Genomic DNA, 24,847 nt, shown 5'->3' on the forward strand with positions numbered 1-24,847 from the left:
CCGCCCGGACGGCCGGACATGACAAGTGAGATGTGTGGCACAAAAACGGACATAGTACCCATTGATCGCAATCCCCGGGGTACTCTTCCCTCTGCGCCCACGTCCCCTAGTCCCCCGGGTCGCCCATGGCTGTCCTCTCCACTGCTCTGCCCCGCCCTGCCCTCCGCCGACGCCCGCTGTCGCAGCGCGCACTGCGGGTGCTCGTCGGCATCGTGATCGGTTACCTCGTGGTGTGGGCGGTCGGCGCCGGCGGCATCCTGGGCCTTTCGTACCTGGCCCGGGCGGAGACCCCCGCACCCGCCGGGACACACGCCGTCCAGGGCGTGAACCACTTCCAGCCGGTGGACTCCGAGGGCCGCCTGTGGCGCGGTTCCGCGCCCTCCCCGGCCGGTTACCGAGCCCTGGCCGGCATGGGCATCACCACCGTCGTCGACCTGCGGGCCGAGCGGATGAGCGCATCCGAACTGGCCGAGCCGGGCGAGGCGGGGCTGAATGTCGTACGCCTGCCGATCCGTGACGGTCAGACGCCGGCGCCGAAGCAGGTGCAGCGTTTCCTCGACGTCGTCTCGTCGGCGTCCGGCCCGGTGTTCGTGCACTGCGGCGCGGGTGTCGGCCGTACCGGCGCGATGGTCGCCGCGTACCTCGTGAACACCGGTGAGGAGTCGCCGTCGCAGGCGGTCCGGCGCAACCTCGCGGTCGGACCGCCCTCGATCGAGCAGATCTTCTACGGGCTGAACCTCAGCCCGGCCAAGGCGGAGCAACCGCCGCTGCCGGTGCTGGTGGTCAGCCGCCTGGTGGACGCGCCGCGGCGCATCATGTCGTACCTGTAGGCGACCTGGTGGACGCGCCGCGGCGCATCATGTCCTACCTGTAGGCGACCTGGAAGCCGTGGCGTTACGGCTTGCGTCCCACCGCCCCGTACCCGGGAATGACCCCGTCGTCCTGCCCGGGCACGGGCTCGCCCAGTTCGGGGTGCCAGTGGTGGGGCACCACGACGCCGGGCTCGACGAGTTCGAGGCCGTCGAAGAAGCGGGTGAACTCCTCGCGGGAGCGCAGGGCCAGCGTCACACCGGCCGCCTTGAGCTTCTCCGTCGCCGCCTTCGACTCCTCGGGAGTGAAGTCGGCGCTCGCGTGGGTGACCACCAGATGACTGCCGGAGGGGAGTTCGGACAGCAGCCGGCCGACCAGTTCGTGCGCGCCGTCCTCGTCGCTGACGAAGTGCAGCAGCGCGATGAGCGAGAGAGCCACCGGGCGGCCGAAGTCCAGGATCTTCCGGGCGCCTTCGAGGATCGCGTCGGGGTCGCGCACATCGGCTTGCAGATACTCGGTGGTGCCCTCCTGCGTGCCGCGCAGCAGGGCGGCCGCGTGGGCCAGCACGATGGGGTCGTTGTCGCAGTAGACGACACGCGCGTCGGGGGCGACGCGCTGGGCGATCTGGTGGAGGTTCGGCTCGGTGGGGATACCGGTGCCGATGTCCAGGAACTGCCGTACGCCCTGCTGGGCCAGCCAGTTGGTGGTGCGGTGCATGAAGGCGCGGTTGACCCGTGCCATCACCGGGACGCGCGGGTCGAGGGCGAGCATCTGCCGGCCCATGGCCTCGTCGACGGGATAGTTGTCCTTCCCGCCGAGATACCAGTCGTACATCCGGGCGGGATGCGGCTTGCTGGTGTCGATCTCGGTCACAGGGCACTCCGTAAGACGCAATGGATTATCAACTAAGCACCAAGTCAAGGTAGTTGTACGAGAGACAGCGAGTCGGGCAAGGGCTGGAACGGCTCAGGACAGGAGGAAGTCCGCCTCCCCCGCCTTGGCTCCCTCGATGAACGCCAGCATCTCGTCCGTGGTGTAGATCAGCGCCGGCCCGTCCGGATCGGTCGACTGGCGAACGGCGATGCGGCCGTCGGCGAGTTTCATCGCCTCCAGACAGTTGCCGCCGTTGCCGCCGCTCCACGGCTTGTGCCAGCCCTCGCTGCCCAAGTCCCGCGCGGGCATGCCGTTGTAGACGCGTATGCGCGGCTTGATGCGATCCATTCACAGCTCCTTGCGGAGATCCCGCAGGATCTCCTTCGTGCGATGTGCCGTAGCGGCCTGCGCCGCCATGCGGTCCATGACCTCGAGATGGGTCGCCACCTCGGCGCGCGCGTCGAGATAGACGGCGCCGGTCAGGTACTCGCTGTAGACCATGTCCGGCAGTTCTGACATGGCGAATCGGAACAGCACGAAGGGCCCGTACGTGCCGGGGTGCGGCCCGTTCGCGAACGGGACCACCTGGAGCGTCACGTTGGGCAGCTTCGTGGCGTCGAGCAGTCTGCCGATCTGGGCACGCATCACCTCCGGGCCGCCCACCGGGCGGCGCAGCACGGTCTCGTCCATCACGACCCACAGCCGGGGCGCGTCCTCACGCGTGAGCAGTTGCTGGCGTTGCATCCGCAGGGCGACATGGCGCTCGATGTCGTCCGGGCTGGTCTGGCCGATCGCGCCCGACCGCAGCACCCCGCGGGCGTAGTCCTCGGTCTGGAGCAGACCGGGCACGAAGTGGGGTTCGTAGGACCGGATGAGCGCGGCCGCGCCCTCCAGGCTGACGTACATCGAGAACCAGCCGGGCAGGATGTCGTGGAACCGCTGCCACCAGCCGGGCCGGTTGGCCTCCTCGGCAAGTTGCACGAAACCCTCGGCCTCCTCGTCGGAGACGCCGTAGGCCTTCAGCAACAATTGGAGATACGGGATCTTGAGCGAGACCTCGGCCATCTCCATACGGCGGACCGTGGCGGGGGCGACACGGAGGATCCGGGCGGCCTCCTCGCGCTTGAGCCCGGCACGTTCGCGCAGGTCCAGCAGGCGCCGCCCCAGGACCACCTGACCGACCGTCGGCGCGGACCGCGGCTCGCTCACGCTCCACCTCCACGAATGAGAACCAAGCATCGCTATGGCTGCGCATCGCTGCCGATGCGCATGACCACGGATACGCAGGACCACGTATCCGTATCCGTACAGACCGACTGATGTTGACAGACGGTCGCAACCCCGGCGGAGCCACCGAACGCTGACAGGCCGACGGCGCCATTCGAAGATCTATTCGAAGATCGGGATGGATCTTCGGTGATCCCAACTGGCGCCGTTCGACATGCTGTTGCGAGCAGTGTGCCACGGCCTTCCAGAGAGTCACACAGCACTCTGCATTTTTCAGAGTGACACTTGCCAAGTGTTCACGCCGGGGCGATAGTGGCAAGCGTGATTCCGTCCCCGCCCTTAGGAACAGACGCCGCTGCGGTTCCCCACAACCTCGGTGTCGGCACGGGAATCGGCCCCCAGCGGGGCGCCGGTGCCGAGCGCCGGTTCCGGTTCGAACTGGCCGCTCATCCGGGGTCCCCGGCCCAGGCCAGACGACTGACCCGGGCACGCCTGAACGGGTGGGCGGTGTGCGAGGACACCTGCGACACGGCCGCCCTGGTCGTGTCCGAGCTGGTCACCAACGCGATCGTGCACACCGCCAGCGAACACATCGTCTGCGAACTGCACGACGGTCCCGAACTGCTGCGAATAGCCGTGCGTGACGAGGGGTGCGCTCCGGGTGAGCCGCATCCGTCGCCCGCGCGGCCCGAGGACGAGCAGGGGAGGGGACTGCTCCTCATCGAGGCTCTCTGTCATTCCTGGGGCGCCCTGGAGCACGCCTCCGGACTGGTCGTCTGGGCCGATCTGCCGCGCAGGGCCGACTCCGGGGGCGCCACCGGGCCGTACAACGACCTCGGCTGGGGCTCGCGGCCCAAACCGGGTCCGCCCGGCGGTTCGGACGAGGACGAGGCACAGGGCCGACACGACGGGGGAACGGGATCCGCATGGCTGTGAGCGGCGCGTTGGGCGGCGGTCAGGTGCTGAGCCTGGACACGCTGGTCCGCCTTCGCCGCGGCATGCGCACAGCGGCCGCCCCGCGCCGACTGCCCGTTCCGGAGGGGATGACCGCTCCCCTGGGCTGCGACGCGGTGGCGGTTCCCGCCCGCTTCGGTCCGCTGATCATGCCGCGACTGCCGCGGGTGGGGTGCGTGTACGCCGACGACGCGCACTGGTGGTGGATCGTCCCGTCCGACTCCGACTACGCGCTGGAGTGGCCGCCGTCGGTGCGGTACCTGACGGGGGCGGTCGTCGCGGACGTTCCCCGGCTGATCCACCGGCCGCAAGGGAACGTGCCGTACACCCCGCCGATTCCGCTGTATCTGGCGCTGTGCCGGGTCACCGGGACCACGCCGACCTGGTCCAGGCAGATCAGCGCCTAGAGTTCCGTCCGCCGCCTCTTTCCAGGCGCACGCCCGCGCGCACCCCCCACCGCTACTCGCGCCCTCCCCGGAACGCCCCCGCCCCGCCATAGTGGCCCTCCGTCACGGGCGGCCGTCGGGGGAGATGCAGGGTGGGGAAGAAGCGTGATGCCGGTGAACCGCGGGTCTCGGAGTCGGAGCGGCTGCTGTTCGGGGGTCCGCTGCGCTACGACATGGGGTGGAACCAGCACCGGGACGCCTTTCTGGAGCTGAGCTTCAGGGCCATGGTGACGCGGTTGCCGTCGCTGCTCGGGTCGAGCTTCCGGCTCGCCTGGCAGGCCGACCGGCGGGCCGCGCGGACCGTGCTGGTGGCCGAGGTGGGCCGTGGGCTGGCGCAGGCGGTCGGACTGCTCGCCGTCAACAGTGTGCTGGGGCGGCTGATCGAGGGCGGGGAACTGGCGCAGCGGCTGCGGGGCACGGTTCCGGCGCTGGTCGCCATGGCCGCCGTGATGGTGGTCTCCACGCTGCTGCGGGCCGCGTCGACGTACGCCACGGGGCGACTGGAGCCCAAGGTGGAGCGGGTGGCGACCGAGCTGTATCTGGAGCGGGCCGCCGCCGTGGAGCTCGCCGCGATCGAGGACCACGCCTTCCACAAGCTGCTGGACACCGCCCAGTACGGCGCCGCCTCCGCCCGCCGCATGATCTCGTACAGCGCCCGTGTCGTGAACGCGGCCATCTCGCTGATCGCCGCGGCCGGTGTGCTCACGGTGCTGCACCCCGCCCTGCTCCCGCTGCTCGCCACCATGACGCTGCCCAGCGCCTGGAGCGCGCTCACCAACGCCCGGCGCCGCTACGAGTCCTTCCACACCTGGGTGCAGCACGCCCGCGCCGGCCATCTGATCAGCGGGCTGCTCACCGAGCCCGCCGCCGCCCCCGAGATCCGGGTGCACGGTGTGGGTCCGTTCCTGCTGCGCCACTACCGGGCGATGTCGGAGACGGCGGAGGCCGAGCAGGCCCGGCTGGCCCGGCTCGCGGCGCGCACCGGGCTGATCGCGGCGGCCTGGACGGGCCTCGCGACGGTGGCGACGTACGCGACGCTCGGCGGGCTGCTGCTCGCCGGCGCCATGGCGCTGTCGGTGGCCGGTACGGCCGTCATCGCGATCCGGACCGGGTCCTCCAGCCTCGACAGCCTGGTCCTGGAGGTCAACGCGCTCCACGAGGAGGCCCTCTTCGTCGGCGATCTCCAGCGGCTGTACGTCGAGGCGGCCGAGCGGGCGATCCCGGTCGGGGGAGCCGCGTTGCCGGACGACCCGCAGGAGATCCGCTTCGAGAACGTCACCTTCTCCTACCCGGGTGAATCCGCCCGCCCCGCCCTCGACGACGTCACGCTCACCCTCCCCCTCGGCCGGATCGTCGCGCTGGTCGGCGAGAACGGTTCCGGCAAGACGACCCTGGTCAAACTGCTCGCCGGGCTCTACACACCGGACCGGGGCCGCGTCCTGTGGGACGACGTGGACGCGGCCGGCGCCGACCGGCACCAACTCGCCGAGCGCATCGCGATGGTGGCGCAGGACTTCAAGCGCTGGCCGTTCACCGCCCGGGTCAATGTCGCCGTCGGCCGTTCCTCCGCTCCCCTCACCGAGGAGCGGCTGTCGGCCTCGCTGGCCGAGGCGGGCGCCGAGGAGGTGGTGGCCGATCTGCCGCGCGGCCTGGACACCCTGCTGGCCCGTCAGTTCAACGGCGGGCACGAGCTGTCCGGCGGGCAGTGGCAGCGGCTGGGCATCGCCCGGGCCGCCTACCGGCGCGGGCGCATCCTCATCGTGGACGAGCCGACGGCGGCGCTGGACGCGCGGGCCGAACTGGAGGTCTTCGAGAAGATCCGCGCACTGGCCTCCACCGGCCAGACCGTCGTCCTGATCACCCACCGGCTGGCGTCCGTCCGCCACGCCGATCTGGTGCACGTCCTCGACCAGGGCAGGCTCGTGGAGTCGGGCTCACCGGAGGAACTGCTGGCCACCGGTGGCGTCTACGCCGAGCTGTACTCGCTCCAGGCCGAGCAGTTCACGGCACGGGTGCCCGCGCCGAAGGCGGGCTGACCGGGCCGCGCCCGCCGAGGGCTCACGCGGCGGCGTCGACCGTCCCGTCACCGCTGACGACCACCAGGAACGCGTCCGTCGCGAGGTCCATCACGACCTCCGCGGGCAGCCCTTCCATGCGTCGCGCGTGTGCGAACTCCTCCGCCGGCCACGATCCTCGCGGCCCGCCGGCGGGAAAGCGTTCGAGCACTGTTCGCCCGTTCACCATCCTGACCTCCGATAAGCGTCGTACTTGTAGGAGTTAACGCCTGGCGGAGGTGAAAGGCCTCGGTCGGTGACGGGACTGAGACGTAGTTGACACTCGTTCACGGCGATGTGTGAGCGCCTGATCACGCTGGATGATCAAACGCCACCCCTCGTGGCGCCTCTCTCACTCCTCGTACTCGTCGTGATACCTGACGCGCTCGCTGCCCGCGGGCGCCCCGAGCGCCGACGCGCGCCCCTTGGGCTCCTCCCACTCCTCCTGCCGGCCCAGGGCGGTGAGGTCCAGGAAGCCGGTGGTCGAACCCAGTCCGTCGAGGCCGCGCTCGTAGGTCGAGTAGGTGTGGAAGACCCGGTCACGGTCCCGCAGGAAGCAGCTGATCCCGGGCCGCTCCACCGGCTCCCCCTCGTGCTCCAGGGTCGCCTCGAAGTCGTGGTTGAAGTCGGTGCCGTACGACGAGTACCAGGGCAGCGTCCAGCCCATACGGGCCTTGAACGGCAGGATCCGGGTGAACGGCGCCCGGGAGACGGCGACCAGGGTCGTGCCGCGGGCCTTGAGATGGGCCAGGTGCCCGATCTGGTCCAGGAATCCCGAGCAGCTGCGGCAGCCGGCGTCCCACTCGGGGGCGAACATGAAGTGGTAGACGACGAGTTGGTGCCGCCCCTCGAAGAGGTCGAGGAGGGTGGCCTTGCCGTCGCCGCCCTCGAAGAGGTACTCCTCCTCGATCTCGACCATGGGAAGTCTGCGCCGCTCCGCGTTGAGCGCGTCACGCGCGCGCGTGGCCGCCTTCTCCCTGACCAGCAGTTCCTCGCGTGCCGCGCGCCACTGCTCGCGCGAGACGATCTCCGGAAGCGACATGGGGCGCCCCTCCTGTACAACGGTCCGTTCGGGGTGGTGACCGGTGTCAGGAGCGGAACTCATCGCCGCCGCGGAGAATTTCAGGAAACTTTCTCGGAGTACGACACCGGCAGCGCGGCCGGGCCACGAGCGCGCAGCGAGCGGCGCCACCGTACGTCCGTGTCCGCGAGGGCGAGTTCGGGGAACCGTTCCAGCAGGGCGGCCAGGGCGATCTCGGTCTCGGCGCGGGCCAGCGGCGCGCCCAGGCAGTAGTGGATGCCGTGACCGAGGGCCAGGTGGCCGGAGGCGTCGCGGGCGAGGTCCAGACGGTCGGGGTCGGGGAAGCGGGCGGGGTCGCGGTTGGCGGCGGCCAGGGACAGCAGGACGGTCTCGCCGGCCGGGACGGTGACGCCGCCGATGGTGACGTCCTCGGTGGGGAAACGGCGGATGGCGAGCAGGGCGGGCCCCTCGTAGCGGCTGAGCTCCGCCACGGCGGCCGGGAGTCGCGCGGGGTCCTCGCGCAGCGCGGCGAGTTGGCCGGGGTGCCGCAGCAGGGCCAGCACGGCGTTCCCGATGAGCTGCACGGTGTTCTCGTAGCCGGCGAACAGGATCAGAAAGGCGAGGGACATCAACTCGTCCTCGCTCAGCCGGTCGCCGCCGTCGCGGACCGCGATCAGGTCGGACAGCAGGTCGTCGGCCGGCTTCGCCCGCTTGTCCGCGAGGAGCCGGGTGAAGAACCCGAGCATCGCGCCGACCGCCTCCTTCGCGGCCCCCGGACGGGCGGGGTCCGGGGCGACCAGCGCGTCGGTCCACTCCCGGAAGTCCCGTCGGTGCGCGTCCGGGACGCCGAGCAGGTCGCAGATGACGATGATGGGCAGGGGTGCGGCGTAGGAGGCGACCAGGTCGGTGGTGCCGTGCGGGCCGAGCGCGTCGAGGAGATGGTCGGCGGTCCGCCGTACGGGACCACGGAGTTGTTCGACGCGGCGCGGGGTGAAGGCGCGGCCCACCAGTCGACGAATACGGGCATGGTCGGGCGGGTCCATGTTGAGGAGGTTGGCGTCGAGCGCGGGCGGCAGCGCGAAGCCCCGGTAACTTCCGGGCGCCGCGTTCCTCTTGTCGAGCGAGAGCCGCACGTCGGCGAGCGCCTCACGGACATCGCCGTACCGCGTGACGAGCCAGGCGGGACTGCCGTCGGGCCCGGCGATCCGACACACCGGCGCACTCTCGCGCAGGCGCCGGTACACGTCGTACGGGTGGTCGATGAGTCCGTCGGCGGGGTCCATGGGGACCAGCCTAGTGACGGGGGGATCAAGGGGTGTTGGACTGGGTGACACCCTGGGCGAGTTGGCCGACCACATCCACGACCCCGTGACCGAAGGCCGTCGGGGCGATCAGGATCCCGAACACCAGCACGATGACCACGGTCAACTTCTCGTCGTTCCGGCTGCGAGCCTGGGTTCGTCGCCCCAGACGCAGCACGATGATCACGGCGAGCAACACCGCCACGTCTATCGACAGCTCCACCCGGCCGGCCCTCCCGTCAGACGACTGCGTCCCGGCTCTCACATGTAACGCGAAACCACCCGGCGCGACCGCGCGGTTGCCGACGGTTGGCGTCAAAGGGCTGCTGTCAGGCCGATTCTCAGGCGTCGTACTCCTGGATCCGCCCCCCATGGCCGCGGTCCAACAGTGCCGGCAGTCGCTCCTCCAACTCCCCCACCACCGCGGGCACATCGATCGTCAGCAGCTCCCGGTCGCGCATCAGGATCCGTCCGTCCACGATGGTCGTGCGGACGTCGGAGGAGCGGGCGCTGTGTACGAGGGTGGCCGCGAGGTCGTGTACGGGCTGGGTGTGCGGGCCGCTGAGGTCGATGAGGACGATGTCGGCGCGGCGGCCGGGTGCGATGCTGCCGATCGTCTCCCCCAGGCCGACCGCTCGGGCGCTCTGGAGGGTCGCGTGGTGCAGGGCCTGACGGGACGTCAGCCAGCGTGGGTCGCCGGTGGCCGACTTCTGGATGAGGGCGGTGAGGGCCATCGCCTCCCAGACGTCGAGGGAGTTGTTGGAGGCGGCGCCGTCGGTGGCGAGGCCGACCGGGACGCCGATGTCGTGCAGGGCGCGTACCGGTGTGGTGGTGGGCCAGGCGAACTTGAGGTAGCCGCGCGGGGCGGTGGCGACGGCGACCCGGCCGGAGGCGTTCCGGAGCGCGGGCAGATCGCGGTCCAGGATGCCGGTGCCATGGGCGATGAGGACGTCGGTGTCGAGGATTCCGGTGCGCCTCAGGACCTCGATGGGGGTGACGCCGTGACGGGCGAGGCTGGCGTCGGCCTGGTCGCGGTTCTCGGCGGCGTGCAGATGGACGGGCAGGCCGTGGTCGCGGGCGAGTTCGGCGGTGGCGGCGAGGTCGGCGTCGTCGACGGTGTAAGGGGCGTGCGGGGCGAGGGTGGTGGTGATACGGCCGCCGGCGCCCCCGCGATGCCGTAGCGCGAAGTCCAGTGACCGCTCCCGGCCCTCGGCGCCCTGGGAGGAGAAGAACGCCTCCCCCAGATGTGCCCGCATCCCGCAGTCCTCGACGACGGCGGCGACGGCGTCCATGGAGAAGTAGTGATCGGCGAAACAGGTCACGCCGCCCCGGATCATCTCGGCGCAGGCGAGCCGCGCCCCCAACTCCACGTCTCTCTCTGCGAGGTTGGACTCGACGGGCCACACGACGTCGTTGAACCATTCCTCGATCGGCAGGTCCTCGGCGACACCGCGCAGGGCCACCATCGGGGCGTGGCTGTGGCAATTGACGAGGCCGGGCAGGGCGACCTGACCAGCGGCGTCGAGCCGCTCGACGGCGGCCCGCGCGCGTACGGCCCCGGCGGTCGTGACGGACTCGACGACGCCCTCGCGCACGACGATCGCGGCGTCCTCCTGGAACCCGATCCGCTCTTGCTCGTCGTGCACGAGGACGGTGCATCCGGTGATGATGAGGTCGGCGGGAGCTTCTGCGGGAGAAGGCGTCATCACGCCAACGTACGACGCGGTCGTCGACGCGCGTGAGGTGAACCGCGCATCCGGTCGCGGGTCTGTCGCAGGGCCCCGCCGCCCGGGCACGCTGGCCCCACCACGGCCGGCGAGACGGCTTGACGGCCCCCCTGCCCCACGGCTTCTGGAAGGAGCCCGGCATGCTCCTCGGCACCTGGAACCTGGAGAACCTCTACCGGCCCGGCGGCGAGTTCGGCCCCAAGGACAAGGCGGCGTACGAGACGAAGCTCGCGGCACTGGCGGCGGTCGTCGACGATCTCGACCCGGCACTGCTCGGCGTGCAGGAGGTCGGTGACCCTCAGGCCCTGCGGGACCTGGCCGGGATGCTGGGCGGCGACTGGCACCTGGCGCTCTCCGAGCACCCGGACGGCCGGGGCATCAGGGTCGGCTTCCTCGGCCGTACGGAGCTGCGGGTGCTGCACGACGTGTCCGCCTTCCCGAAGAAGCTGATTCCGGTGCAGACGGACGACGAGGGCGGGGCGACATCCCGGTCGGGCCGGGGCTTCCTCGCGGTGGAGACGGAGACGGGGAGCGGGCCGATACGAGCAGCGGTGGCCCACCTCAAGTCCAAGCTGCTGTCGTATCCCGGCGGGCGCTTCCAGCCGCGGGACGAGGGCGAACGGGCGCGCTACGGGGCGTACGCCCTCTACCGGCGGGCGGCCGAGGCGACGGCCCTGCGCGCGCTGGCGGACGTGCTGCTGGCGGGCGACGGACGCGAACACGACGTGGCGGTCGTGGGCGACCTGAACGACGAGGTGCAGGCGGCTACCACCCAGATCCTGCTGGGCCCACCCGGTTCGGAGATCGGCACGCCCGGTTTCCAGGTGAAGGACAAGGGCGACGCGGCCCGTCTGTGGAACGTGGCACCGCTGATCCCCGCCGAGCAGCGGTTCTCGCGCGTCAACTCCGGCCGGCGCGAGCTGATCGACCACATACTGTGCAGCCATCGTCTGATCCACCGGGTGACGGCGGCCGGCACGGGTGCGCCGGGGGCCGGCGCTCCGGACCTGCCGTCGGTCGGGGCGGATCCACAGGACCGGCGGGGCGAGGCGGGGTCGGACCACGCGCCGGTCTGGGTGCGGGTCGGGGACCGGTAGGTGCCGTGGCGCCGGTCCCGGAGCGCCTGACCTGGGCGGTGGAGAACCTGGACCTCGGGCCCGGGGACCGAGTGCTGGAGATCGGCTGCGGGCGGGGCGTCGCCATCACCCTGGTCTGCGAGCGGCTGACCTCGGGCACGGTCACGGCGATCGACCGGTCGAGTACGGCGGTGGAGGAGGCGCGGCGCCGTAACGCGCGGTGCGTGGCGGCGGGCCGGGCGGTCGTCCGGACGGCCGCGGTGGAGGAGGCCGACTTCCCCGCCGCGTCCTTCGACAAGATCTTCGCGGTGAACGTGAACCTGTTCTGGGTCCGGTCACCCGAGAGGGAACTGGCGGCGCTGAGGCGGTGGTTGGCGCCGGGCGGCGCGCTCTGCCTGTGCTGGGAGCCGCCCGGCCCCGGACGGGCCGAGGAGATCGCCGGGAAGGCGGCGGCGGTCGTGGCGGCGCGGGGGTTCGTGACGGAGGTGCGGACAGGGGTGACCGGCGGCGGGAACGCGCTGGTGTGCGTCCGGGCCACGCTGCCGACGTCAGCCGGCGAGGCGCACGTCGGACAGTTCCGGGACCTCGGGGATCCGTAGCCCGACCCGGTCGCGTTCCGCCGCGAGTTCCGCCAGCAACTCGGTGAGCTGGGCGGTGTGTCGGGGCGTGAGCCGGCCCGAGTCGTCGAGGTGCACGGCGCAGGCGGTGGTGGCGTCGACGAGCCGTTCCAGGGTGTGGACGACCTCGTCCGCGCCCTGCGTGTGCCGGGCGAGCGCGGGCAGTTCGGCGGCGGCGAGAGCGATGGCGGTACGGGCCTCGGCGAGCGCGCGATAGGCCTCTCGGCGCAGAGTCCAGCGGTGGGCGCGGGAGTCGGCGCCCTCGGCCTCACTCAGCACATGGGCGAGGTAGGCGTAGGCCGCGCGCCCCGCCGCCCCGAGCCGCGCCCGCACGCCCCCGCCCCGCTGCCCCGGCATCGGCAGATGCCCCACCACGAGCACGATCGCGCAGGCCAGCGACGTCTCCCCGATCCGGCTCACGGAGGCCTGCGGCTCGCCGCCCACCATGACCAGGGCCAGCACCAGGACGGTCGCCACGGCGGTCTGGGCGGCGAAGTGCCGGGTCGCGACGGGAATCAGGGCACCGCTGAGCGCCACGAGCGCGACGAGCCCTTCGGGCCGGGGCAGCACGGCCGCGAACCCGGCGAACAGCAGGGCGCCGAGCACGGTGCCGGCGGCCCGGCACAGCACCCGCGACACCAGCGGCCCGAGGTCGGGCTTGACGAGGAAGACGGCGGTGGCCGGGAGCCAGTACCAGTGCTCGTGCTGCCCGTACCACCGGGCGTGGTGCAGGGCCTGGGCGATTCCGGCACTGGCGCCGAAGCAGAGGGCGACGCGCAGTCCGTACTCCCGTCCGCCGGCCCCGAACACGGCCCGGACCAGCTCGCGGGCCGTACGACGCCTCGTGTGCAGGTCCCGGTCCCCCCGCCCCCGGTCGAACGCCTCGGCGGCGTGCAGCAGGGCGTCGTCGAGGGCCCGCAGGGCGGGCGCGGAACGGGAGGGCGCGGGGAGCGGGCCGGTGTGGGTGTTGCCGCGTACGGCGGCGGCGAGCCGGCGGGGCCCGGTGGAGGCACGGGCCGGAACCGGCTCCCCGGCCCAGGCGAGCGCGGTGGCGGCCTCGGCGAGCGGCAGGGCGGCGGCGTACTGCGCGTGCAACCGCCGCTCGGCGCCGGAGGAGGCGTACCGTCGCAGCCGGGGCCCGGTGAGGGCGTCCTGGGCATGGTCGAGGGCGGCGGTGAGGGCGACGCGGCGGGCGGTGGCGTGCGGGGTGCCGACGGCGTCAAGGAGCCCGGCGACGGCGTCGTACACCTCGGCGACGGCGTCGCGTTCCCCGTCGAACCGGAAGTCGCCGACGAGGGACCCGGGCGTGGGCAGGGCGAGCCGCAGCACGAGCAGCCAGGCGCCACCGACGAGATACGCCGCGGCCCGTTCCCACCCGCTGTCGGGCAATGGCATCCCGGCCCCGATGGCGGCGGCGACGAGAAGCTGCGTACCGGCGGCGGAGGCCACGGGCCCGACGGCACTGATGCCGCCGGCGGCGAGGCCGAGCCCGGTGAGCACGAGGGTGAGCGGCACGACTCCGAGGTGATCCCCGGCATACGTCCCACCGAGCAGCCCGACCGCGCCCACCGCGGCGGGCACCCCGAGCCGCTGAACGGAGACACGGCGGCTGCCGGGACGGTCGTTGATGCCGGCGAGCATCGCGGCGATGGCGGCGACGACACCGAGGGTGGTGTGGCCGGTGAGTACGGCGGTGAGGAGCAGAGGCCCGGCCGCCAGCGCCCCACGGGTGACCGCACTCCACGGCACGGGTCCGCGCTGGGCACGAAGAGCGTGCGCCAGCCAGGGCGGAAGGGCGAGAACCGGACGTGCGGGGCGGGTCACAGGGCTCCAGTCGGGGCGAGGGCGGGGGTGGGTGCCTTCGGGCGACGGTGGCCGGGCGGGGCGTCGGCCGTGCGGTTGCGGCCGGTGGTGTCCACGGTAGGGGTGAAACCTGGTGGGGATGGGGCGTTCGGGTTGCGGGGATGTGACGATGCCTGGAAACGCCACGTTCTTTATGAACGCAATCGCGGAACGGCGGCGTTCCCGGCTTGCGCCGGTCAAGGAGCAGCGGCGAGCACTGCCGAACGGAAGAGCGCTTCGGCCTCGGCGACGGCGGCCGTCAGGGAATCGGCGCCGGTTCCGCCCACTTGGGCCACGACGCGGTCGACGGCACGCAGCCCGGCCCGCTCCAGCAACCGCTTCTCGTTGGTCACCCACTCACCCCGCGCCGCCAGCACCGCGTGCCCCGTGTGTACGGCGGCCGTGGCGAGGGCGCCCACGACCTCGGTGAGGCGGCCGGCGGGGGCATGGTTGGCCTTCGCGTACGCCAGGGTCGCCCGGGCCGTGCCGTACCAGCGCTCGCTCGCCGCGCGCCGCAGCTTCTCCGGATAGTCGGCCGGTCGGGGCAGCGCTCCCCTCAGCACTCGGTTGATCGCCAGCTCCGCCACCACCAAGTAGCTGGGAATCCCGGCGAGATGGAAGAGCAACGGCTCCACCCGGAACCGCCCCGCCTTTGCCTCCGCCAACTCCCGCTCCACCACGTCGAGATCGCGGTAGTGGACGTCGACCCGCCGCCCCTCGATCGTGAGCCACGCTCCCCCGTTGAAGACGCCACCGCCCCAGCCGCCGACCTCCGACACCTCGCCCTCCCAGCCGAGGGCGCGCAGGTCCGCCGGGTCGAAGGCGCCGCGGTAGTAGACGGCAAGGTCCCAGTCGCTGTCGGGGCGGTGGGTGCCCTCGGCACGGGACCCGCCGAGGGCGACGGCTCGGACGGTGGGGAGGGCGGCCAGGCGGTCGGCCGTGGTGTCGAGGAAGGAGACGTCGTCGCGAGAGGGCATGCGTGCAGGGTAGGCAGGTGCCCGTGGGGCATTCACGCATTAAGGCAACGGTCGGCCTCGCCCGAGGGTCCGCGCCCTCGTCCCCATCACCTGGTCCCTCGTCCCCATCACCTGGTCAGGAGCCGCAGTCACGGCCGGCATCGCACTGCCGGCCGGAGAAATTCGTCATCCTCGGTGCCCACTTGCCCCTGGAGCGGGTCGGCCGGCACGGGCCGGGACCGGAAATTCGAATGCGCGCGGTCGAACGGGCACGGATGATCGGCGAGTTGTACGCCATGGGGCCTCGACGGGCCGGACCATGGCTCGTCGGCCCACCAGGAGCCCGCATGATCCGCCGCGTCACGTCCCCCACGCTCTTCCCTCCCCCCACCTACTCCCACGCCTCGATCGTGGAGGCGGGCGCGAGGATCGCGTTTCTCGCCGGTTCCGTGCCGCTCGACGGCGACGGGAACCTGGTCGGCGAGGGGGACCCCGTACGGCAGGCCGAGCAGGTGATCGCCAACCTCGACGAGCAACTCCGCTGCGTCGGCAGCGACTTGGCGCACGTCCTGTCGACCGACGTGTACGTCGTGAGCAGCGACACGGCCGTGCTGTCGGCCGTCTGGGAGGTCGTCGAGGCGTCCGGGCTCAGCGTGGGGCCGCACTCGTCGACACTGCTCGGGGTCGCCTGCCTCGGCTACACCGGGCAGTTGGTGGAGATCACCGCCACCGCCGTCGTTCCCGGCGAGAGTGCGGAGAGGGCCCGGTCATGACCGCCGTCGCCCTGCGCCGCGCCCTGCCCGCCGACGCCGGTGCCGCAGCCGACGTCTGGCTGCTCTCGTTCGCCGCGGCGCTGCCGACGGTCGTCCGGCGGCGTTCCGACGACGAGGTGCGGACGTATTTCCGCGAGGTCGTGGTGCCGCTGCGGGAGACCTGGGTGGCCGAGGCGGCCGACCGGGTCGTCGGGCTCATGGTGCTCGACGGCGACGTGCTCTCGCAGCTCTACCTAGACCCGGACTGGCGCGGGCGCGGCCTCGGCGACCGGTTCGTCGACCTGGCCAAGCGGAGCCGGCCGGGCGGGCTGAGCCTGTGGACCTTTCAGGTCAACAAGCCCGCCCACCGCTTCTACGAGCGGCATGGCTTCGTCCCCGTCGAGTACACGGACGGCAGCGGGAACGAGGAGCGGGAGCCGGACGTGCGGTACGACTGGCGGCCGGAACAGGCTCAGTCGGCCTGAGCGCCCCAGCCCCACCTCCGGCGCTTCGGCAACGGCCTCGCATACCCCCCGGCCCGACTCGTCCGCAGCCCCAACCTCACCAGTGACTCGGCGAGTCTGACGGCCGCGCCGACCCCGTCGACCACCGGAACCCCCAGCCAACAAAATCCTGGCCATGGCCGGCAACAGCCTGCTGACCTCGGTCATGGAACCGGTCGACGGCCGCCTGCGCCGGCTCACCCGGCAGAACGAGGAGTGGCCCCAACTCCTCGAAGAACACAAGGACTTGTACGAGGCGATCGCCTCCGGCGACCCGGAGCGCGCCCGCGTCCACACCCTCAGCCACGTACGGGCCAACTACCGCTCTACGGTCCGGCACCTCTTCGGCCAGGGCGAGGAACCTCACCGAGCGCGGCCGCCCGCGCCGCCGCCCCCAGCACCTCCCGCAGCATCTCCGGCGTGAGCCTGCCGGTGAAGGTGTTGCGCTGGCTGACGTGGAAGCAGCCGAAGAGCTCCAGCCCGTCGAGCGCGACCCGCGCCCCGTGCGCGAACGCCGGCCGCGGTCTGGGCACCCGCCACCCGGCCTCCGCCAGCGCGGGCAGCGTCGCCTGCCAGCCGAAGGCGCCCAGTACGACGACGGCGCGCAGCGTCGGCCGCAGCAGCCGCAGCTCCTGCACGAGCCACGGCCGGCAGGTCGCCCGCTCGCCCGGGGTGGGCTTGTTCTCGGGCGGGGCACAGTGCACGGGGGCCGTCACCCGGACGCCGTGCAGCTCCAGGCCGTCGTCGGCGGCGACGGACGTGGGCTGCGAGGCGAGCCCCACGTCGTACAGCGCTTGGTAGAGCACGTCGCCCGAGCGGTCCCCGGTGAACATCCGGCCGGTGCGGTTGCCGCCGTGGGCCGCCGGAGCGAGCCCGACGATCAGCAGCCGGGCGTCCGGCGGGCCGAAGCCGGGCACCGGGCGGCCCCAGTACGTCTGGTCGGCGAAGGCGGCGCGCTTGGTGCGGGCCACCTCTTCACGCCAGTCGACCAGCCGTGGGCAGGCCCGGCAGCCCGAGACCCGCAGGTCGAGATCGGCGAGGGCGTCCACAGCTCCACCGTAAGGCCTGCGTGGATCGGTACGGGGCCGTGGCCCGCGTCCGGGGACTAAGGTCGAGGCATGGCTTTGGAGGACGACGAGGAGAAGGGCGGCGACGCGGCCGAGGGGCGCCGCCCGGACGCGGCGGACGCCGAGCAGGCCGTGGACCCGAAGATCGCCGCCGCCGTAGCCGCGGCCGAGGCCGCCGGTCCGCAGAGCGGCGAGTCCGTGCGCGTCGACAGCTGGATCTGGGCCGTACGCCTGGTGAAGACCCGCTCCATGGGCGCCACCGCCTGCAAGGGCGGGCATGTGCGGGTGAACGGCCAGAACGTGAAGCCCTCCCACTCCCTGCGCGTCGGCGACGAGGTCCGGCTGCGGCAGGAGAACCGGGAGCGGATCGTCATCGTCAAGCGGCTCATCCGCAAGCGGGTGGGCGCCCCGGTGGCGGTTCAGTGCTATGTCGACAACTCACCCCCTCCCCCGCCGCGCGAGGCCGTCGCCCCGGCCGGTATCCGCGACCGTGGCGCGGGTCGCCCGACCAAACGGGACCGGCGCGAGCTGGAACGCCTGCGCGGCCTCATGGGCGGCGGCGCGGGACGCCCGCACGGACGCTGACATGCGCCGATGGCGTCCGGCTCGGCCTTCTCGGCCTGCCGGACGCCATCGGCGCACGCCGACTTGTCGACTTGGGCTCACGCGCGTCGTCGCACCAGCCGCAGCAGATCCGCGTTCGAACTCCGCCGCGCCCACGCGATCAGGGTGAGCGGCACGATCAGGATCAGCGGTGTCGCCGCGTTCTCGCCGCCGAACGCGGTGACGGTCACGATGAACGCGCCCACCATCAGCGCGCTGAGCGCCATCGCCGCCACCGACTGGAGCACCGGGATCAACAGCGCCACGGCACCGGCGAGTTCGAGTGCGCCGATGGTGTACATCCCCGCGCTGCCCCAGCCCAGCTCGTCGAAGCCCTCGGTGGCCGACGGGTGCGCGATCAGCTTGGGCAGGGCGCTCGCGATCCCGTAGAAGAGGGCGAGCACGATCTGAAGTCCGCGCAGGGCGATCCGTGCGCGGCGGCCACGCGGCGTCGCGGACTCGGCGATGACGGTGCGGGAGGTGCCGGCGGCGACGGTGGTGGCGGAGGCGGTGGTCTCGGACATGGGGGTCTCCTGTGTTCAGCGGTCCGTGGTGCTGTCACAGAGGTAGACCGGCACTCCCCGCCGAACTCATCGCCGTAGGAGGGGAATTCCTGCCTGGATGTCACCCGGATCCGTCGAACGGCAGCCACCCGTGCCCCACGTACCAGTGTCCGCCCGCCCGCAGATGGTCCCCGACGGCCCGCTCCACGGCCGTCCGCCGTGGCAGGCTCTCGATCGGCAGCTCCGGGTCGCCGAAGACGAACTGGACCGGCTCGGTGTCGGCCGGCTCCCGGTCCTCGACGCTGACGTGGAAACGCTCCTGGAAGCGGACGATGTTGGAGTCCGCCGGAAGGTACTCCCTGAGCTGTGGGTCCAGCAGCCAGGAGTGGCAGGTCGCCACGCGGTACCGCTCCCGGGGGAAGTGCCGCGGGAAGAACTCCCGGGCCAGCGCCAGCGACCGCTCGACGGCGGCCGGGGACATCGGCCCCTGGAAGTCGGGTATGTGCACGTGGAGACAGGGCGAGTCCGGGCCGAGGCCGTGCCCGGCCGCCTCGTGCCGCGTTCCCGCACGCTGCCCGAGCCGCGCCCGTTCGAACTGCAACCGGCCCAGCTGGTACAGCTCGCCGCGGAAGTGATGGATGAGCCACCACGGGGCCTGAAGGCCGGCCCGGCCGTGCCGCCTGCGGTGTACGGCCATGTTCCGCCCGAGGTCGGCGAGGGTGCGCCGGGAGACATCGGCCGGGATGCCGCGCTCGCGATGGTAGGCGCGGGTGTACGGAAGCGCCGCGACGAACACGTACACGGGGAAGCAGCGCCGCAGGGGGCCCGAGGCCCAGTCGAGGTCGGGCAGGTCGACCGGCCCGCCGACCTCCCCCATCCCCCGGACCAGCTCGTCGACGGACCGTTCCAGGAACTGCCGCAGCTCCGGGTCGTCCGTCACCCGCCGGCCCATCCGCACCAGGTCGTTGACGTCCTCGTGCGGGACGGAGAGGTCGAGCAGCACCTCGGCCAGTTCATCGGTGTCCGGCAGCACGGGGCCCCCTGTGAGGAGAACGAAGGGAACGAGGGGTACGGGGAGTACGAGGAGTACGTTTCAAGAAGGAGCGGTGAGGTGGATGCGTACGGGCAGTGAGCCTACGACGGCACGCAGTGCGCTGCGGGTCCGTTTCTGGCTGTGCGTGTGGGGTGTGGTCTGGGCGGTCTTCGGCACCGTTGCCTTCACCCTCGCCGGGCGTCCCGGCTGGGCGATCGCGTGCGGGGTGCTGTGGCTGGTGATCACGATCGACCTGGCCATGGTGCTCAGGCACATCCGCCAGGGCCCGCACTACCAGCCGGGCCGCGACATCCCGCCGTACGCTCCGCCGGAGAGCCGGCCTCACCGCCCGCCGACCGACCAGCGCCCTCCCGGGTCCCCGCCGCAGGACCGTTACCCCTAGGCGTCCCGAGGGCCGGCCGCCCCGGTGGCCGCTCACGCCTCGAACCGTGCCGCCTTCAGGTATCGGGGGTTCGGGTCCAGCGCTGCCGCCAGCCGGAAATGGCGCTTCGCCTGCTCGGGCCGGCCCTGGCGCTCATAGGTGCGGGCGAGCGCGAAGTGCGCGAAGGCGTTGTCCGGCTCGCGCTCCAGGACGATGGTGAACTCCAGCTCGGCGGGCCGCAGTTGCGCGGCGGCGAAGAAGGCACGCGCGCGCAGCAAGCGCGCCGCGGTGTTTTCCGGGTGCACGGCGATGACTCCGTCGAGCAGCTTCACCGCGCCCCGCGGATCCCGCGCGGCGAGCAGTTGCTCGGCGGCGCGGAAGTCGATGACATGCGTCTCCGGAGTACGTCCGGTCGAACCGCTGGTCTCGGGCACGGCAGAGTCCTTCCCTCGCTGGGAGGATTAAACGCGCGAACGGAACACGGCTATTCCTGGGCCGTCCCCGGCCGTTCCTCGCCCGGTCCCGTCATCAGTAGGTCACCGGGCGGCCTGCGCCCCGTGGGCCCGCCGCACGAGTTCGTCCCACACGTCCTTCACCCGCTGCTGGAGCTCCTCCAGCGGCACATCGTTGTCGATCACGATGTCCGCGATCTTCAGGCGTCCTTCCCGCGTCGCCTGCGCGGCCATGCGTGCGCGTGCGTCGTCCTCGGTCATGCCGCGCAGCGTGACCAGCCGGTGGAGCTGGGTCTCGGGGCTGGCGTCGACGACGACCACGACGTCGTACAGCGGTGCGAGGCCGTTCTCCGTGAGGAGCGGGACGTCGTGCACCACGACTGCGTCCTCGGCGGCGGCCTCCTCCAGCTCGTGGGAGCGGGCGCCGACGAGGGGGTGCACGATCGAGTTCAGCACGGCGAGCCGCTCGGGGTCGGCGAAGACGATCGACCCCAGCTTGGGCCGGTCGAGACCGCCGTCGTCCGCGAGCACCTCCTCGCCGAACGCCTCGACGACGGCGGCGAGCCCGGGGGTGCCGGGCGCGACGACCTCCCGCGCGATCCGGTCCGCGTCGATCAACACGGCCCCCTGCCGCACGAGCAGCCGCGACACCTCGCTCTTACCGGCACCGATGCCCCCGGTCAGGCCCACCTTCAGCATGCGTCGAAGCTTAGGCCCTGCCAGTGACAACGCGCCCGGCAGGACCGGCTCCGCTCAGCCCTCGCCCTCGCGCTCCGCCAGGAACCGCTCGAACTCGCGGCCGATCTCGTCCGCCGACGGGATGTCCACCGGTTCGGCGAGCATGTTGCCGCGGCTCTCGGCGCCGGCGACGGCGTCGTACTGGTGCTCCAGGCCCTCGACGAGGTTGGTGAGCTCCTCGTCGCCCTCGCGGATCTGGCGGTCGATCTCGTTCTGGGTGCGGTGGGCCTCGGTGCGCAGGGAGTGCGCGACGGCGGGCAGGACCAGTCCGGTCGCCGCGGTGACCGCCTCCAGGACGGTCAGGGCCGCGTCCGGGTACGAGGAGCGGGCGATGTAGTGGGGGACGTGCGCGGCGACGCCCAGGACGTCGTGTCCGGCCTCCATCAGCCGGTACTCGACGAGGGACTCGGCGCTGCCGGGCACCTGGGCCTCCTCGAAGGGGCTGGTGTGGCCCGGGACGAGGTCGGTGCGGTTGCCGTGCGGGGTGAGGCCGACCGGGCGGGTGTGCGGGACGCCCATGGGGATGCCGTGGAAGTTCACCGACAGACGCACCCCGAGCCGCTCGACGATCTCCTTGACGGCCGCGGCGAAGCGCTCCCACTCCACGTCCGGCTCGGGCCCGGACAGCAGCAGGAAGGGAGCTCCGGTGGCGTCCTGGACGAGCCGCACCTCTATCGCGGGCACCTCGTACCCGTCCCAGCGGTCGCGCTTGAACGTCAGCAGCGGGCGGCGGGCGCGGTAGTCCACCAGCCGGTCGTGGTCGAACCGGGCGACGACCTGGTGGGGCAGCGAGTCCAGGAGCCCGTCGACGATCTGGTCGCCGGTCTCACCCGCGTCGATGTATCCGTCGAAGTGGTAGAGCATGACAAGACCGGCCGACTCCTGGGCGAGCGCCATGTCGACCACGGCGAGGCCCTTCGGCTCCCATGCGTACAAACCCTGCGGATCAAGCACTGTGACCGCTCCTCCTCGTGTCCATAAGTCACAACGCCCTTACGCACGGGGGCATTCCCGAAGGAGGGACAAATGATCACGCCGGGCAGGAGAACGCCCTTCAGGGGCGCGGGGCTGTCTCGATGTGCGGCTCCGCCGCGGGGCGCGACAAACCCCCACCGGCCGGTCAGCCGAGAGACGACCTGCAAACCCTGAGGGGCCGCACCTCGAAAGGTACGGCCCCTCAGTCAAGAGCTATGGCTCAGTGGGCGTCAGCTCTGCCCACCAGCCAGCTTCTCCCGCAGCGCGGCCAGCGCCTCGTCCGAGGCCAGCGCACCGGAGTTGTCCGGGCCCTCGGAGGAGTACGAACCGCCACCGGACGCGGCCGGAGCCGCACCGGCGGCGTCGCCGCCCTCGGCAGCGGCAGCAGCGTCGGCCTCGCGGCTCTTGATGACCTGCTGCTGGTGCTGCTCGAAACGCTGCTGCGCCTCGGCGTACTGGGTCTCCCACGCCTCGCGCTGGGTCTCGTAGCCCTCGAGCCAGTCGTTGGTCTCGGGGTCGAAGCCCTCGGGGTAGATGTAGTTGCCCTGGTCGTCGTAGGACGCGGCCATGCCGTACAGGGTCGGGTCGAACTCGACCGAGGCCGGGTCGGCACCGAAGGACTCGTTGGCCTGCTTCAGCGAGAGGCTGATGCGACGGCGCTCGAGGTCGATGTCGATGACCTTGACGAAGATCTCGTCGTTGACCTGGACGACCTGCTCCGGGATCTCCACGTGGCGCTCGGCCAGCTCGGAGATGTGGACCAGACCCTCGATGCCCTCGTCCACGCGGACGAACGCACCGAACGGAACCAGCTTCGTGACCTTGCCGGGCACGACCTGGCCGATCTGGTGGGTGCGGGCGAACTGCTGCCACGGGTCTTCCTGGGTCGCCTTCAGCGACAGGGAGACACGCTCGCGGTCCATGTCGACGTCGAGGACCTCGACGGTGACTTCCTGGCCGACCTCGACAACCTCGGACGGGTGGTCGATGTGCTTCCAGGACAGCTCGGAGACGTGGACCAGACCGTCGACGCCACCCAGGTCCACGAAGGCACCGAAGTTGACGATCGAGGAAACGACGCCGGAACGGACCTGACCCTTCTGGAGGGTGGTGAGGAACGTCTGGCGGACCTCGGACTGGGTCTGCTCCAGCCAGGCACGGCGGGACAGGACCACGTTGTTGCGGTTCTTGTCCAGCTCGATGATCTTGGCCTCGAGCTCCTTGCCGACGTACGGCTGGAGGTCGCGAACACGGCGCATCTCGACCAGGGAGGCCGGGAGGAAGCCGCGGAGGCCGATGTCGAGGATGAGACCACCCTTGACGACCTCGATGACGGTACCGGTGACGATGCCGTCCTCTTCCTTGATCTTCTCGATGGTGCCCCAGGCACGCTCGTACTGGGCGCGCTTCTTCGAGAGGATCAGGCGGCCTTCCTTGTCTTCCTTCTGGAGGACAAGGGCCTCGATCTCGTCACCGACGGCGACGACCTCGTTCGGGTCGACGTCGTGCTTGATCGAGAGCTCGCGGCTCGGGATGACACCTTCGGTCTTGTAACCGATGTCGAGCAGGACCTCGTCCCGGTCGACCTTCACGATGACGCCGTCGACGATGTCGCCGTCGTTGAAGTACTTGATCGTCTCGTCGATCGCTGCGAGGAATGCTTCCTCGTTACCGATGTCGTTGACCGCAACCTGCGGGGTGGTGGCGGTGGTCTCGGTGCTGCTCGTCATGTGGGAAAGGGCTCCGGTACGGACATTGAAGTCGTAGGTACTGCTTACGCCGGGAGCCCGTTTCGCTCTGATGAAGCCGGACAGCCTAGGAAGCGCCACCCGAAAAAGCCGGCGGCGCCTCGACAACCGAGGGGACATACAACAGATGCGAGCGCAGCCTGCTACGTCTGAGGTGCGCAGGCCCGCAGCGCAACTTGTAGCATACGGGGGCAGCCGGACATGGTCAATGCGCGAAGCCGCCCACGCGGGGCGGAAGGCCGCATACCCGGCACAAGTCCCGTCTCCCGAGGCCACGCAGACGCGCTCTGGCCGCGTTCGTGGGACCACCTGGACGGCTGGACGGAAGAGTACGACGAGGGAGCCGATCATCCAAGAGCCCGAAGCGTCCGAACCCGAGGCCACCCGGCGCGACGCCGGTGTCGCCGAGAGCTCCCGAGCCAACCGGGGCTGGTGGGACCGCAACGCGGACGAGTACCAGATCGAGCACGGCACCTTCCTGGGCGACGACCGCTTCGTATGGGGTCCCGAGGGCCTGGACGAGGTGGAGGCCGAGCTGCTCGGCCCGCCGGAGGACCTCAAGGGCAAGGAGGTCCTGGAGATCGGCGCCGGCGCGGCCCAGTGCTCGCGCTGGCTGGCGGCGCAGGGTGCCCGCCCGGTCGCCCTGGACCTCTCCCACCGCCAGCTCCAGCACGCGTTGCGCATCGGGGGCGCGTTCCCTCTGGTGTGTGCCGACGCCTCTGCGCTGCCCTTCGCCGACGCCTCCTTCGACCTGGCGTGCTCCGCCTACGGGGCGCTGCCCTTCGTCGCCGACCCGGTGCTGGTCCTGCGGGAGGTGCGCCGCGTACTGCGCCCCGGCGGACGCTTCGTCTTCTCCGTCACCCATCCCATCCGCTGGGCCTTCCCCGACGAGCCGGGCCCGGAGGGCCTGTCCGTCGCCGCCTCCTACTTCGACCGCACGCCCTACGTCGAGCAGGGCGACGACGGCGGCGCGGTCTACGTCGAGCACCACCGCACCATCGGCGACCGGGTGCGCGACATCGTGGCGGCGGGGTTCCGGCTGGTGGACCTGGTCGAGCCGGAGTGGCCGGCCTGGAACACCGCAGAGTGGGGCGGCTGGTCGCCGCTGCGCGGGAACCTGATCCCCGGGACGGCGATCTTCGTCTGCGAGCGAAGCGAGATCGGGGCACCCCCGGCCGGAGGCTAGG

General features: G+C 71.6%; 28 protein-coding genes and 2 pseudogenes. 12 read left to right on the forward strand and 18 right to left on the reverse strand.

Annotated features, from left to right (window positions below):
- Positions 1-125 precede the first annotated feature (125 nt).
- Complete coding sequence (locus tag ACIQWG_RS07230; protein ID WP_404091464.1) at positions 126-830, forward strand: dual specificity protein phosphatase family protein; 705 nt, start codon at positions 126-128, stop codon at positions 828-830.
- 64 nt (positions 831-894) lie between these two features.
- On the opposite strand, the gene ACIQWG_RS07235 is transcribed toward ACIQWG_RS07230, so the two are convergent.
- The 3 genes from ACIQWG_RS07235 to ACIQWG_RS07245 all read right to left on the reverse strand — a co-directional run bounded on the left by ACIQWG_RS07235 (position 895) and on the right by ACIQWG_RS07245 (position 2,892).
- Positions 895-1,683: an SAM-dependent methyltransferase gene (locus ACIQWG_RS07235; RefSeq protein ID WP_404091467.1), complete on the reverse strand. Its 789-nt coding sequence runs from the start codon at positions 1,681-1,683 to the stop codon at positions 895-897.
- 93 nt (positions 1,684-1,776) lie between these two features.
- A complete protein-coding gene (locus tag ACIQWG_RS07240) occupies positions 1,777-2,031 on the reverse strand; it encodes a DUF397 domain-containing protein (RefSeq protein WP_404091469.1) in 255 nt (84 codons plus the stop codon).
- Entirely contained in the window at positions 2,032-2,892 is an 861-nt protein-coding gene (locus ACIQWG_RS07245; RefSeq protein WP_404091471.1) for a helix-turn-helix transcriptional regulator, read from the reverse strand.
- A 330-nt stretch (positions 2,893-3,222) separates the two neighbouring features.
- Here ACIQWG_RS07245 and ACIQWG_RS07250 point away from each other — a divergent pair, with 330 nt between their 5' ends.
- From ACIQWG_RS07250 to ACIQWG_RS07260, 3 genes are all read left to right on the forward strand, one after another.
- Positions 3,223-3,846 carry an ATP-binding protein gene (locus ACIQWG_RS07250; RefSeq protein WP_404091474.1) on the forward strand — a complete coding sequence of 208 codons (624 nt, stop codon included), beginning with the start codon at positions 3,223-3,225 and terminating at the stop codon, positions 3,844-3,846.
- The gene (locus tag ACIQWG_RS07255; RefSeq protein WP_404091476.1) at positions 3,837-4,271 is read left to right on the forward strand and encodes a hypothetical protein; all 435 of its coding nucleotides are present in this window, start codon (positions 3,837-3,839) and stop codon (positions 4,269-4,271) included. The genes ACIQWG_RS07250 and ACIQWG_RS07255 overlap by 10 nt, the downstream gene beginning before the upstream one ends.
- Positions 4,272-4,402: 131 nt before the next feature.
- Complete coding sequence (locus ACIQWG_RS07260) at positions 4,403-6,346, forward strand: ABC transporter ATP-binding protein (protein ID WP_404091478.1); 1,944 nt, start codon at positions 4,403-4,405, stop codon at positions 6,344-6,346.
- Between the two features lie 22 nt (positions 6,347-6,368).
- Here the strand turns inward: ACIQWG_RS07260 and ACIQWG_RS07265 are convergent, their stop codons facing one another.
- The 5 genes from ACIQWG_RS07265 to ACIQWG_RS07285 all read right to left on the reverse strand — a co-directional run bounded on the left by ACIQWG_RS07265 (position 6,369) and on the right by ACIQWG_RS07285 (position 10,392).
- Entirely contained in the window at positions 6,369-6,554 is a 186-nt protein-coding gene (locus tag ACIQWG_RS07265; protein ID WP_404091481.1) for a hypothetical protein, read from the reverse strand.
- 162 nt (positions 6,555-6,716) lie between these two features.
- Entirely contained in the window at positions 6,717-7,406 is a 690-nt protein-coding gene (locus ACIQWG_RS07270) for a DUF899 domain-containing protein (RefSeq protein WP_404091483.1), read from the reverse strand.
- A gap of 80 nt (positions 7,407-7,486) precedes the next feature.
- The gene (locus tag ACIQWG_RS07275; RefSeq protein WP_404091485.1) at positions 7,487-8,668 is read right to left on the reverse strand and encodes a cytochrome P450; all 1,182 of its coding nucleotides are present in this window, start codon (positions 8,666-8,668) and stop codon (positions 7,487-7,489) included.
- 25 nt (positions 8,669-8,693) lie between these two features.
- Positions 8,694-8,909, reverse strand: a complete 216-nt coding sequence (locus tag ACIQWG_RS07280; protein ID WP_404091487.1) for a hypothetical protein — start codon at positions 8,907-8,909, stop codon at positions 8,694-8,696.
- A gap of 118 nt (positions 8,910-9,027) precedes the next feature.
- Positions 9,028-10,392 (reverse strand): amidohydrolase, encoded by a 1,365-nt coding sequence (locus tag ACIQWG_RS07285; protein WP_404091489.1) that lies wholly within the window; start codon positions 10,390-10,392, stop codon positions 9,028-9,030.
- Between the two features lie 161 nt (positions 10,393-10,553).
- Between ACIQWG_RS07285 and ACIQWG_RS07290 the strand changes: the two genes are divergently transcribed.
- Positions 10,554-11,510, forward strand: coding sequence for an endonuclease/exonuclease/phosphatase family protein (locus ACIQWG_RS07290; protein WP_404091492.1), 957 nt, complete (start codon positions 10,554-10,556; stop codon positions 11,508-11,510).
- Between the two features lie 5 nt (positions 11,511-11,515).
- Positions 11,516-12,088, forward strand: coding sequence for a class I SAM-dependent methyltransferase (locus ACIQWG_RS07295; protein WP_404091495.1), 573 nt, complete (start codon positions 11,516-11,518; stop codon positions 12,086-12,088).
- On the opposite strand, the gene ACIQWG_RS07300 is transcribed toward ACIQWG_RS07295, so the two are convergent.
- Both ACIQWG_RS07300 and ACIQWG_RS07305 read right to left on the reverse strand, forming a co-directional pair.
- Complete coding sequence (locus ACIQWG_RS07300) at positions 12,038-13,930, reverse strand: FUSC family protein (RefSeq protein ID WP_404091498.1); 1,893 nt, start codon at positions 13,928-13,930, stop codon at positions 12,038-12,040. The genes ACIQWG_RS07295 and ACIQWG_RS07300 overlap by 51 nt on opposite strands.
- Positions 13,931-14,145: 215 nt before the next feature.
- Positions 14,146-14,925 (reverse strand): nucleotidyltransferase domain-containing protein, encoded by a 780-nt coding sequence (locus ACIQWG_RS07305; RefSeq protein WP_404091500.1) that lies wholly within the window; start codon positions 14,923-14,925, stop codon positions 14,146-14,148.
- A gap of 326 nt (positions 14,926-15,251) precedes the next feature.
- On the opposite strand from ACIQWG_RS07305, the gene ACIQWG_RS07310 reads away from it, so the two are divergent.
- A complete protein-coding gene (locus ACIQWG_RS07310) occupies positions 15,252-15,677 on the forward strand; it encodes a RidA family protein (RefSeq protein WP_404091503.1) in 426 nt (141 codons plus the stop codon).
- Entirely contained in the window at positions 15,674-16,141 is a 468-nt protein-coding gene (locus ACIQWG_RS07315; RefSeq protein ID WP_404091506.1) for a GNAT family N-acetyltransferase, read from the forward strand. The genes ACIQWG_RS07310 and ACIQWG_RS07315 overlap by 4 nt, the downstream gene beginning before the upstream one ends.
- On the opposite strand, the pseudogene ACIQWG_RS07320 reads toward ACIQWG_RS07315, so the two are convergent.
- Positions 16,129-16,278: pseudogene (locus ACIQWG_RS07320) on the reverse strand (Asp/Glu/hydantoin racemase); the annotation flags it as partial. The gene ACIQWG_RS07315 and the pseudogene ACIQWG_RS07320 overlap by 13 nt on opposite strands.
- A gap of 2 nt (positions 16,279-16,280) precedes the next feature.
- Here ACIQWG_RS07320 and ACIQWG_RS07325 point away from each other — a divergent pair.
- Positions 16,281-16,583, forward strand: a pseudogene (locus ACIQWG_RS07325) (FCD domain-containing protein); the annotation flags it as partial.
- On the opposite strand, the gene ACIQWG_RS07330 reads toward ACIQWG_RS07325, so the two are convergent.
- Entirely contained in the window at positions 16,486-17,208 is a 723-nt protein-coding gene (locus ACIQWG_RS07330; RefSeq protein WP_404091509.1) for a uracil-DNA glycosylase, read from the reverse strand. The pseudogene ACIQWG_RS07325 and the gene ACIQWG_RS07330 overlap by 98 nt on opposite strands.
- A 69-nt stretch (positions 17,209-17,277) precedes the next feature.
- Here ACIQWG_RS07330 and ACIQWG_RS07335 point away from each other — a divergent pair, with 69 nt between their 5' ends.
- Positions 17,278-17,811 carry an RNA-binding S4 domain-containing protein gene (locus ACIQWG_RS07335; RefSeq protein ID WP_404091511.1) on the forward strand — a complete coding sequence of 178 codons (534 nt, stop codon included), beginning with the start codon at positions 17,278-17,280 and terminating at the stop codon, positions 17,809-17,811.
- A 77-nt stretch (positions 17,812-17,888) separates the two neighbouring features.
- Here the strand turns inward: ACIQWG_RS07335 and ACIQWG_RS07340 are convergent, their stop codons facing one another.
- Positions 17,889-18,353 (reverse strand): DoxX family protein, encoded by a 465-nt coding sequence (locus ACIQWG_RS07340; RefSeq protein ID WP_404091514.1) that lies wholly within the window; start codon positions 18,351-18,353, stop codon positions 17,889-17,891.
- Between the two features lie 100 nt (positions 18,354-18,453).
- A complete protein-coding gene (locus ACIQWG_RS07345; protein ID WP_404091515.1) occupies positions 18,454-19,365 on the reverse strand; it encodes an acyltransferase domain-containing protein in 912 nt (303 codons plus the stop codon).
- Between the two features lie 82 nt (positions 19,366-19,447).
- Between ACIQWG_RS07345 and ACIQWG_RS07350 the strand changes: the two genes are divergently transcribed.
- On the forward strand, positions 19,448-19,768 hold the full coding sequence (locus ACIQWG_RS07350) for a DUF6343 family protein (protein WP_404091517.1): 321 nt from the start codon (positions 19,448-19,450) through the stop codon (positions 19,766-19,768).
- Between the two features lie 32 nt (positions 19,769-19,800).
- Here ACIQWG_RS07350 and ACIQWG_RS07355 read toward each other — a convergent pair whose 3' ends face one another.
- From ACIQWG_RS07355 to rpsA, 4 genes are all read right to left on the reverse strand, one after another.
- Positions 19,801-20,181, reverse strand: a complete 381-nt coding sequence (locus ACIQWG_RS07355) for a tetratricopeptide repeat protein (RefSeq protein ID WP_404091519.1) — start codon at positions 20,179-20,181, stop codon at positions 19,801-19,803.
- Between the two features lie 102 nt (positions 20,182-20,283).
- On the reverse strand, positions 20,284-20,898 hold the full coding sequence (coaE, locus tag ACIQWG_RS07360) for a dephospho-CoA kinase (protein WP_404091521.1): 615 nt from the start codon (positions 20,896-20,898) through the stop codon (positions 20,284-20,286).
- 54 nt (positions 20,899-20,952) lie between these two features.
- Positions 20,953-21,891, reverse strand: a complete 939-nt coding sequence (locus ACIQWG_RS07365) for a PAC2 family protein (protein ID WP_404091524.1) — start codon at positions 21,889-21,891, stop codon at positions 20,953-20,955.
- Positions 21,892-22,142: 251 nt separating this feature from the next.
- On the reverse strand, positions 22,143-23,642 hold the full coding sequence (gene rpsA / locus ACIQWG_RS07370; RefSeq protein WP_404091527.1) for a 30S ribosomal protein S1: 1,500 nt from the start codon (positions 23,640-23,642) through the stop codon (positions 22,143-22,145).
- A gap of 226 nt (positions 23,643-23,868) precedes the next feature.
- On the opposite strand from rpsA, the gene ACIQWG_RS07375 reads away from it, so the two are divergent.
- Positions 23,869-24,846 carry a class I SAM-dependent methyltransferase gene (locus ACIQWG_RS07375; protein WP_404091530.1) on the forward strand — a complete coding sequence of 326 codons (978 nt, stop codon included), beginning with the start codon at positions 23,869-23,871 and terminating at the stop codon, positions 24,844-24,846.
- Position 24,847: the final 1 nt, after the last annotated feature.

Origin of the sequence: Streptomyces sp. NPDC098781, from assembly GCF_044759995.1 — a bacterium.
Lineage (GTDB): Bacteria > Actinomycetota > Actinomycetes > Streptomycetales > Streptomycetaceae > Streptomyces.

Coding starts and splice junctions, on each gene's coding strand:
- ACIQWG_RS07230 (WP_404091464.1), top strand. CDS start 126: ATGGCTGTCCTCTCCACTGCTCTGCCCCGCCCTGCCCTCCGCCGACGC.
- ACIQWG_RS07240 (WP_404091469.1), bottom strand. CDS start 2,031: ATGGATCGCATCAAGCCGCGCATACGCGTCTACAACGGCATGCCCGCG.
- ACIQWG_RS07255 (WP_404091476.1), top strand. CDS start 3,837: ATGGCTGTGAGCGGCGCGTTGGGCGGCGGTCAGGTGCTGAGCCTGGAC.
- ACIQWG_RS07265 (WP_404091481.1), bottom strand. CDS start 6,554: ATGGTGAACGGGCGAACAGTGCTCGAACGCTTTCCCGCCGGCGGGCCG.
- ACIQWG_RS07270 (WP_404091483.1), bottom strand. CDS start 7,406: ATGTCGCTTCCGGAGATCGTCTCGCGCGAGCAGTGGCGCGCGGCACGC.
- ACIQWG_RS07275 (WP_404091485.1), bottom strand. CDS start 8,668: ATGGACCCCGCCGACGGACTCATCGACCACCCGTACGACGTGTACCGG.
- ACIQWG_RS07285 (WP_404091489.1), bottom strand. CDS start 10,392: ATGACGCCTTCTCCCGCAGAAGCTCCCGCCGACCTCATCATCACCGGA.
- ACIQWG_RS07290 (WP_404091492.1), top strand. CDS start 10,554: ATGCTCCTCGGCACCTGGAACCTGGAGAACCTCTACCGGCCCGGCGGC.
- ACIQWG_RS07305 (WP_404091500.1), bottom strand. CDS start 14,925: ATGCCCTCTCGCGACGACGTCTCCTTCCTCGACACCACGGCCGACCGC.
- ACIQWG_RS07310 (WP_404091503.1), top strand. CDS start 15,252: ATGATCCGCCGCGTCACGTCCCCCACGCTCTTCCCTCCCCCCACCTAC.
- ACIQWG_RS07315 (WP_404091506.1), top strand. CDS start 15,674: ATGACCGCCGTCGCCCTGCGCCGCGCCCTGCCCGCCGACGCCGGTGCC.
- ACIQWG_RS07335 (WP_404091511.1), top strand. CDS start 17,278: ATGGCTTTGGAGGACGACGAGGAGAAGGGCGGCGACGCGGCCGAGGGG.
- ACIQWG_RS07340 (WP_404091514.1), bottom strand. CDS start 18,353: ATGTCCGAGACCACCGCCTCCGCCACCACCGTCGCCGCCGGCACCTCC.
- ACIQWG_RS07350 (WP_404091517.1), top strand. CDS start 19,448: ATGCGTACGGGCAGTGAGCCTACGACGGCACGCAGTGCGCTGCGGGTC.
- coaE (WP_404091521.1), bottom strand. CDS start 20,898: ATGCTGAAGGTGGGCCTGACCGGGGGCATCGGTGCCGGTAAGAGCGAG.
- rpsA (WP_404091527.1), bottom strand. CDS start 23,642: ATGACGAGCAGCACCGAGACCACCGCCACCACCCCGCAGGTTGCGGTC.
- ACIQWG_RS07375 (WP_404091530.1), top strand. CDS start 23,869: ATGCGCGAAGCCGCCCACGCGGGGCGGAAGGCCGCATACCCGGCACAA.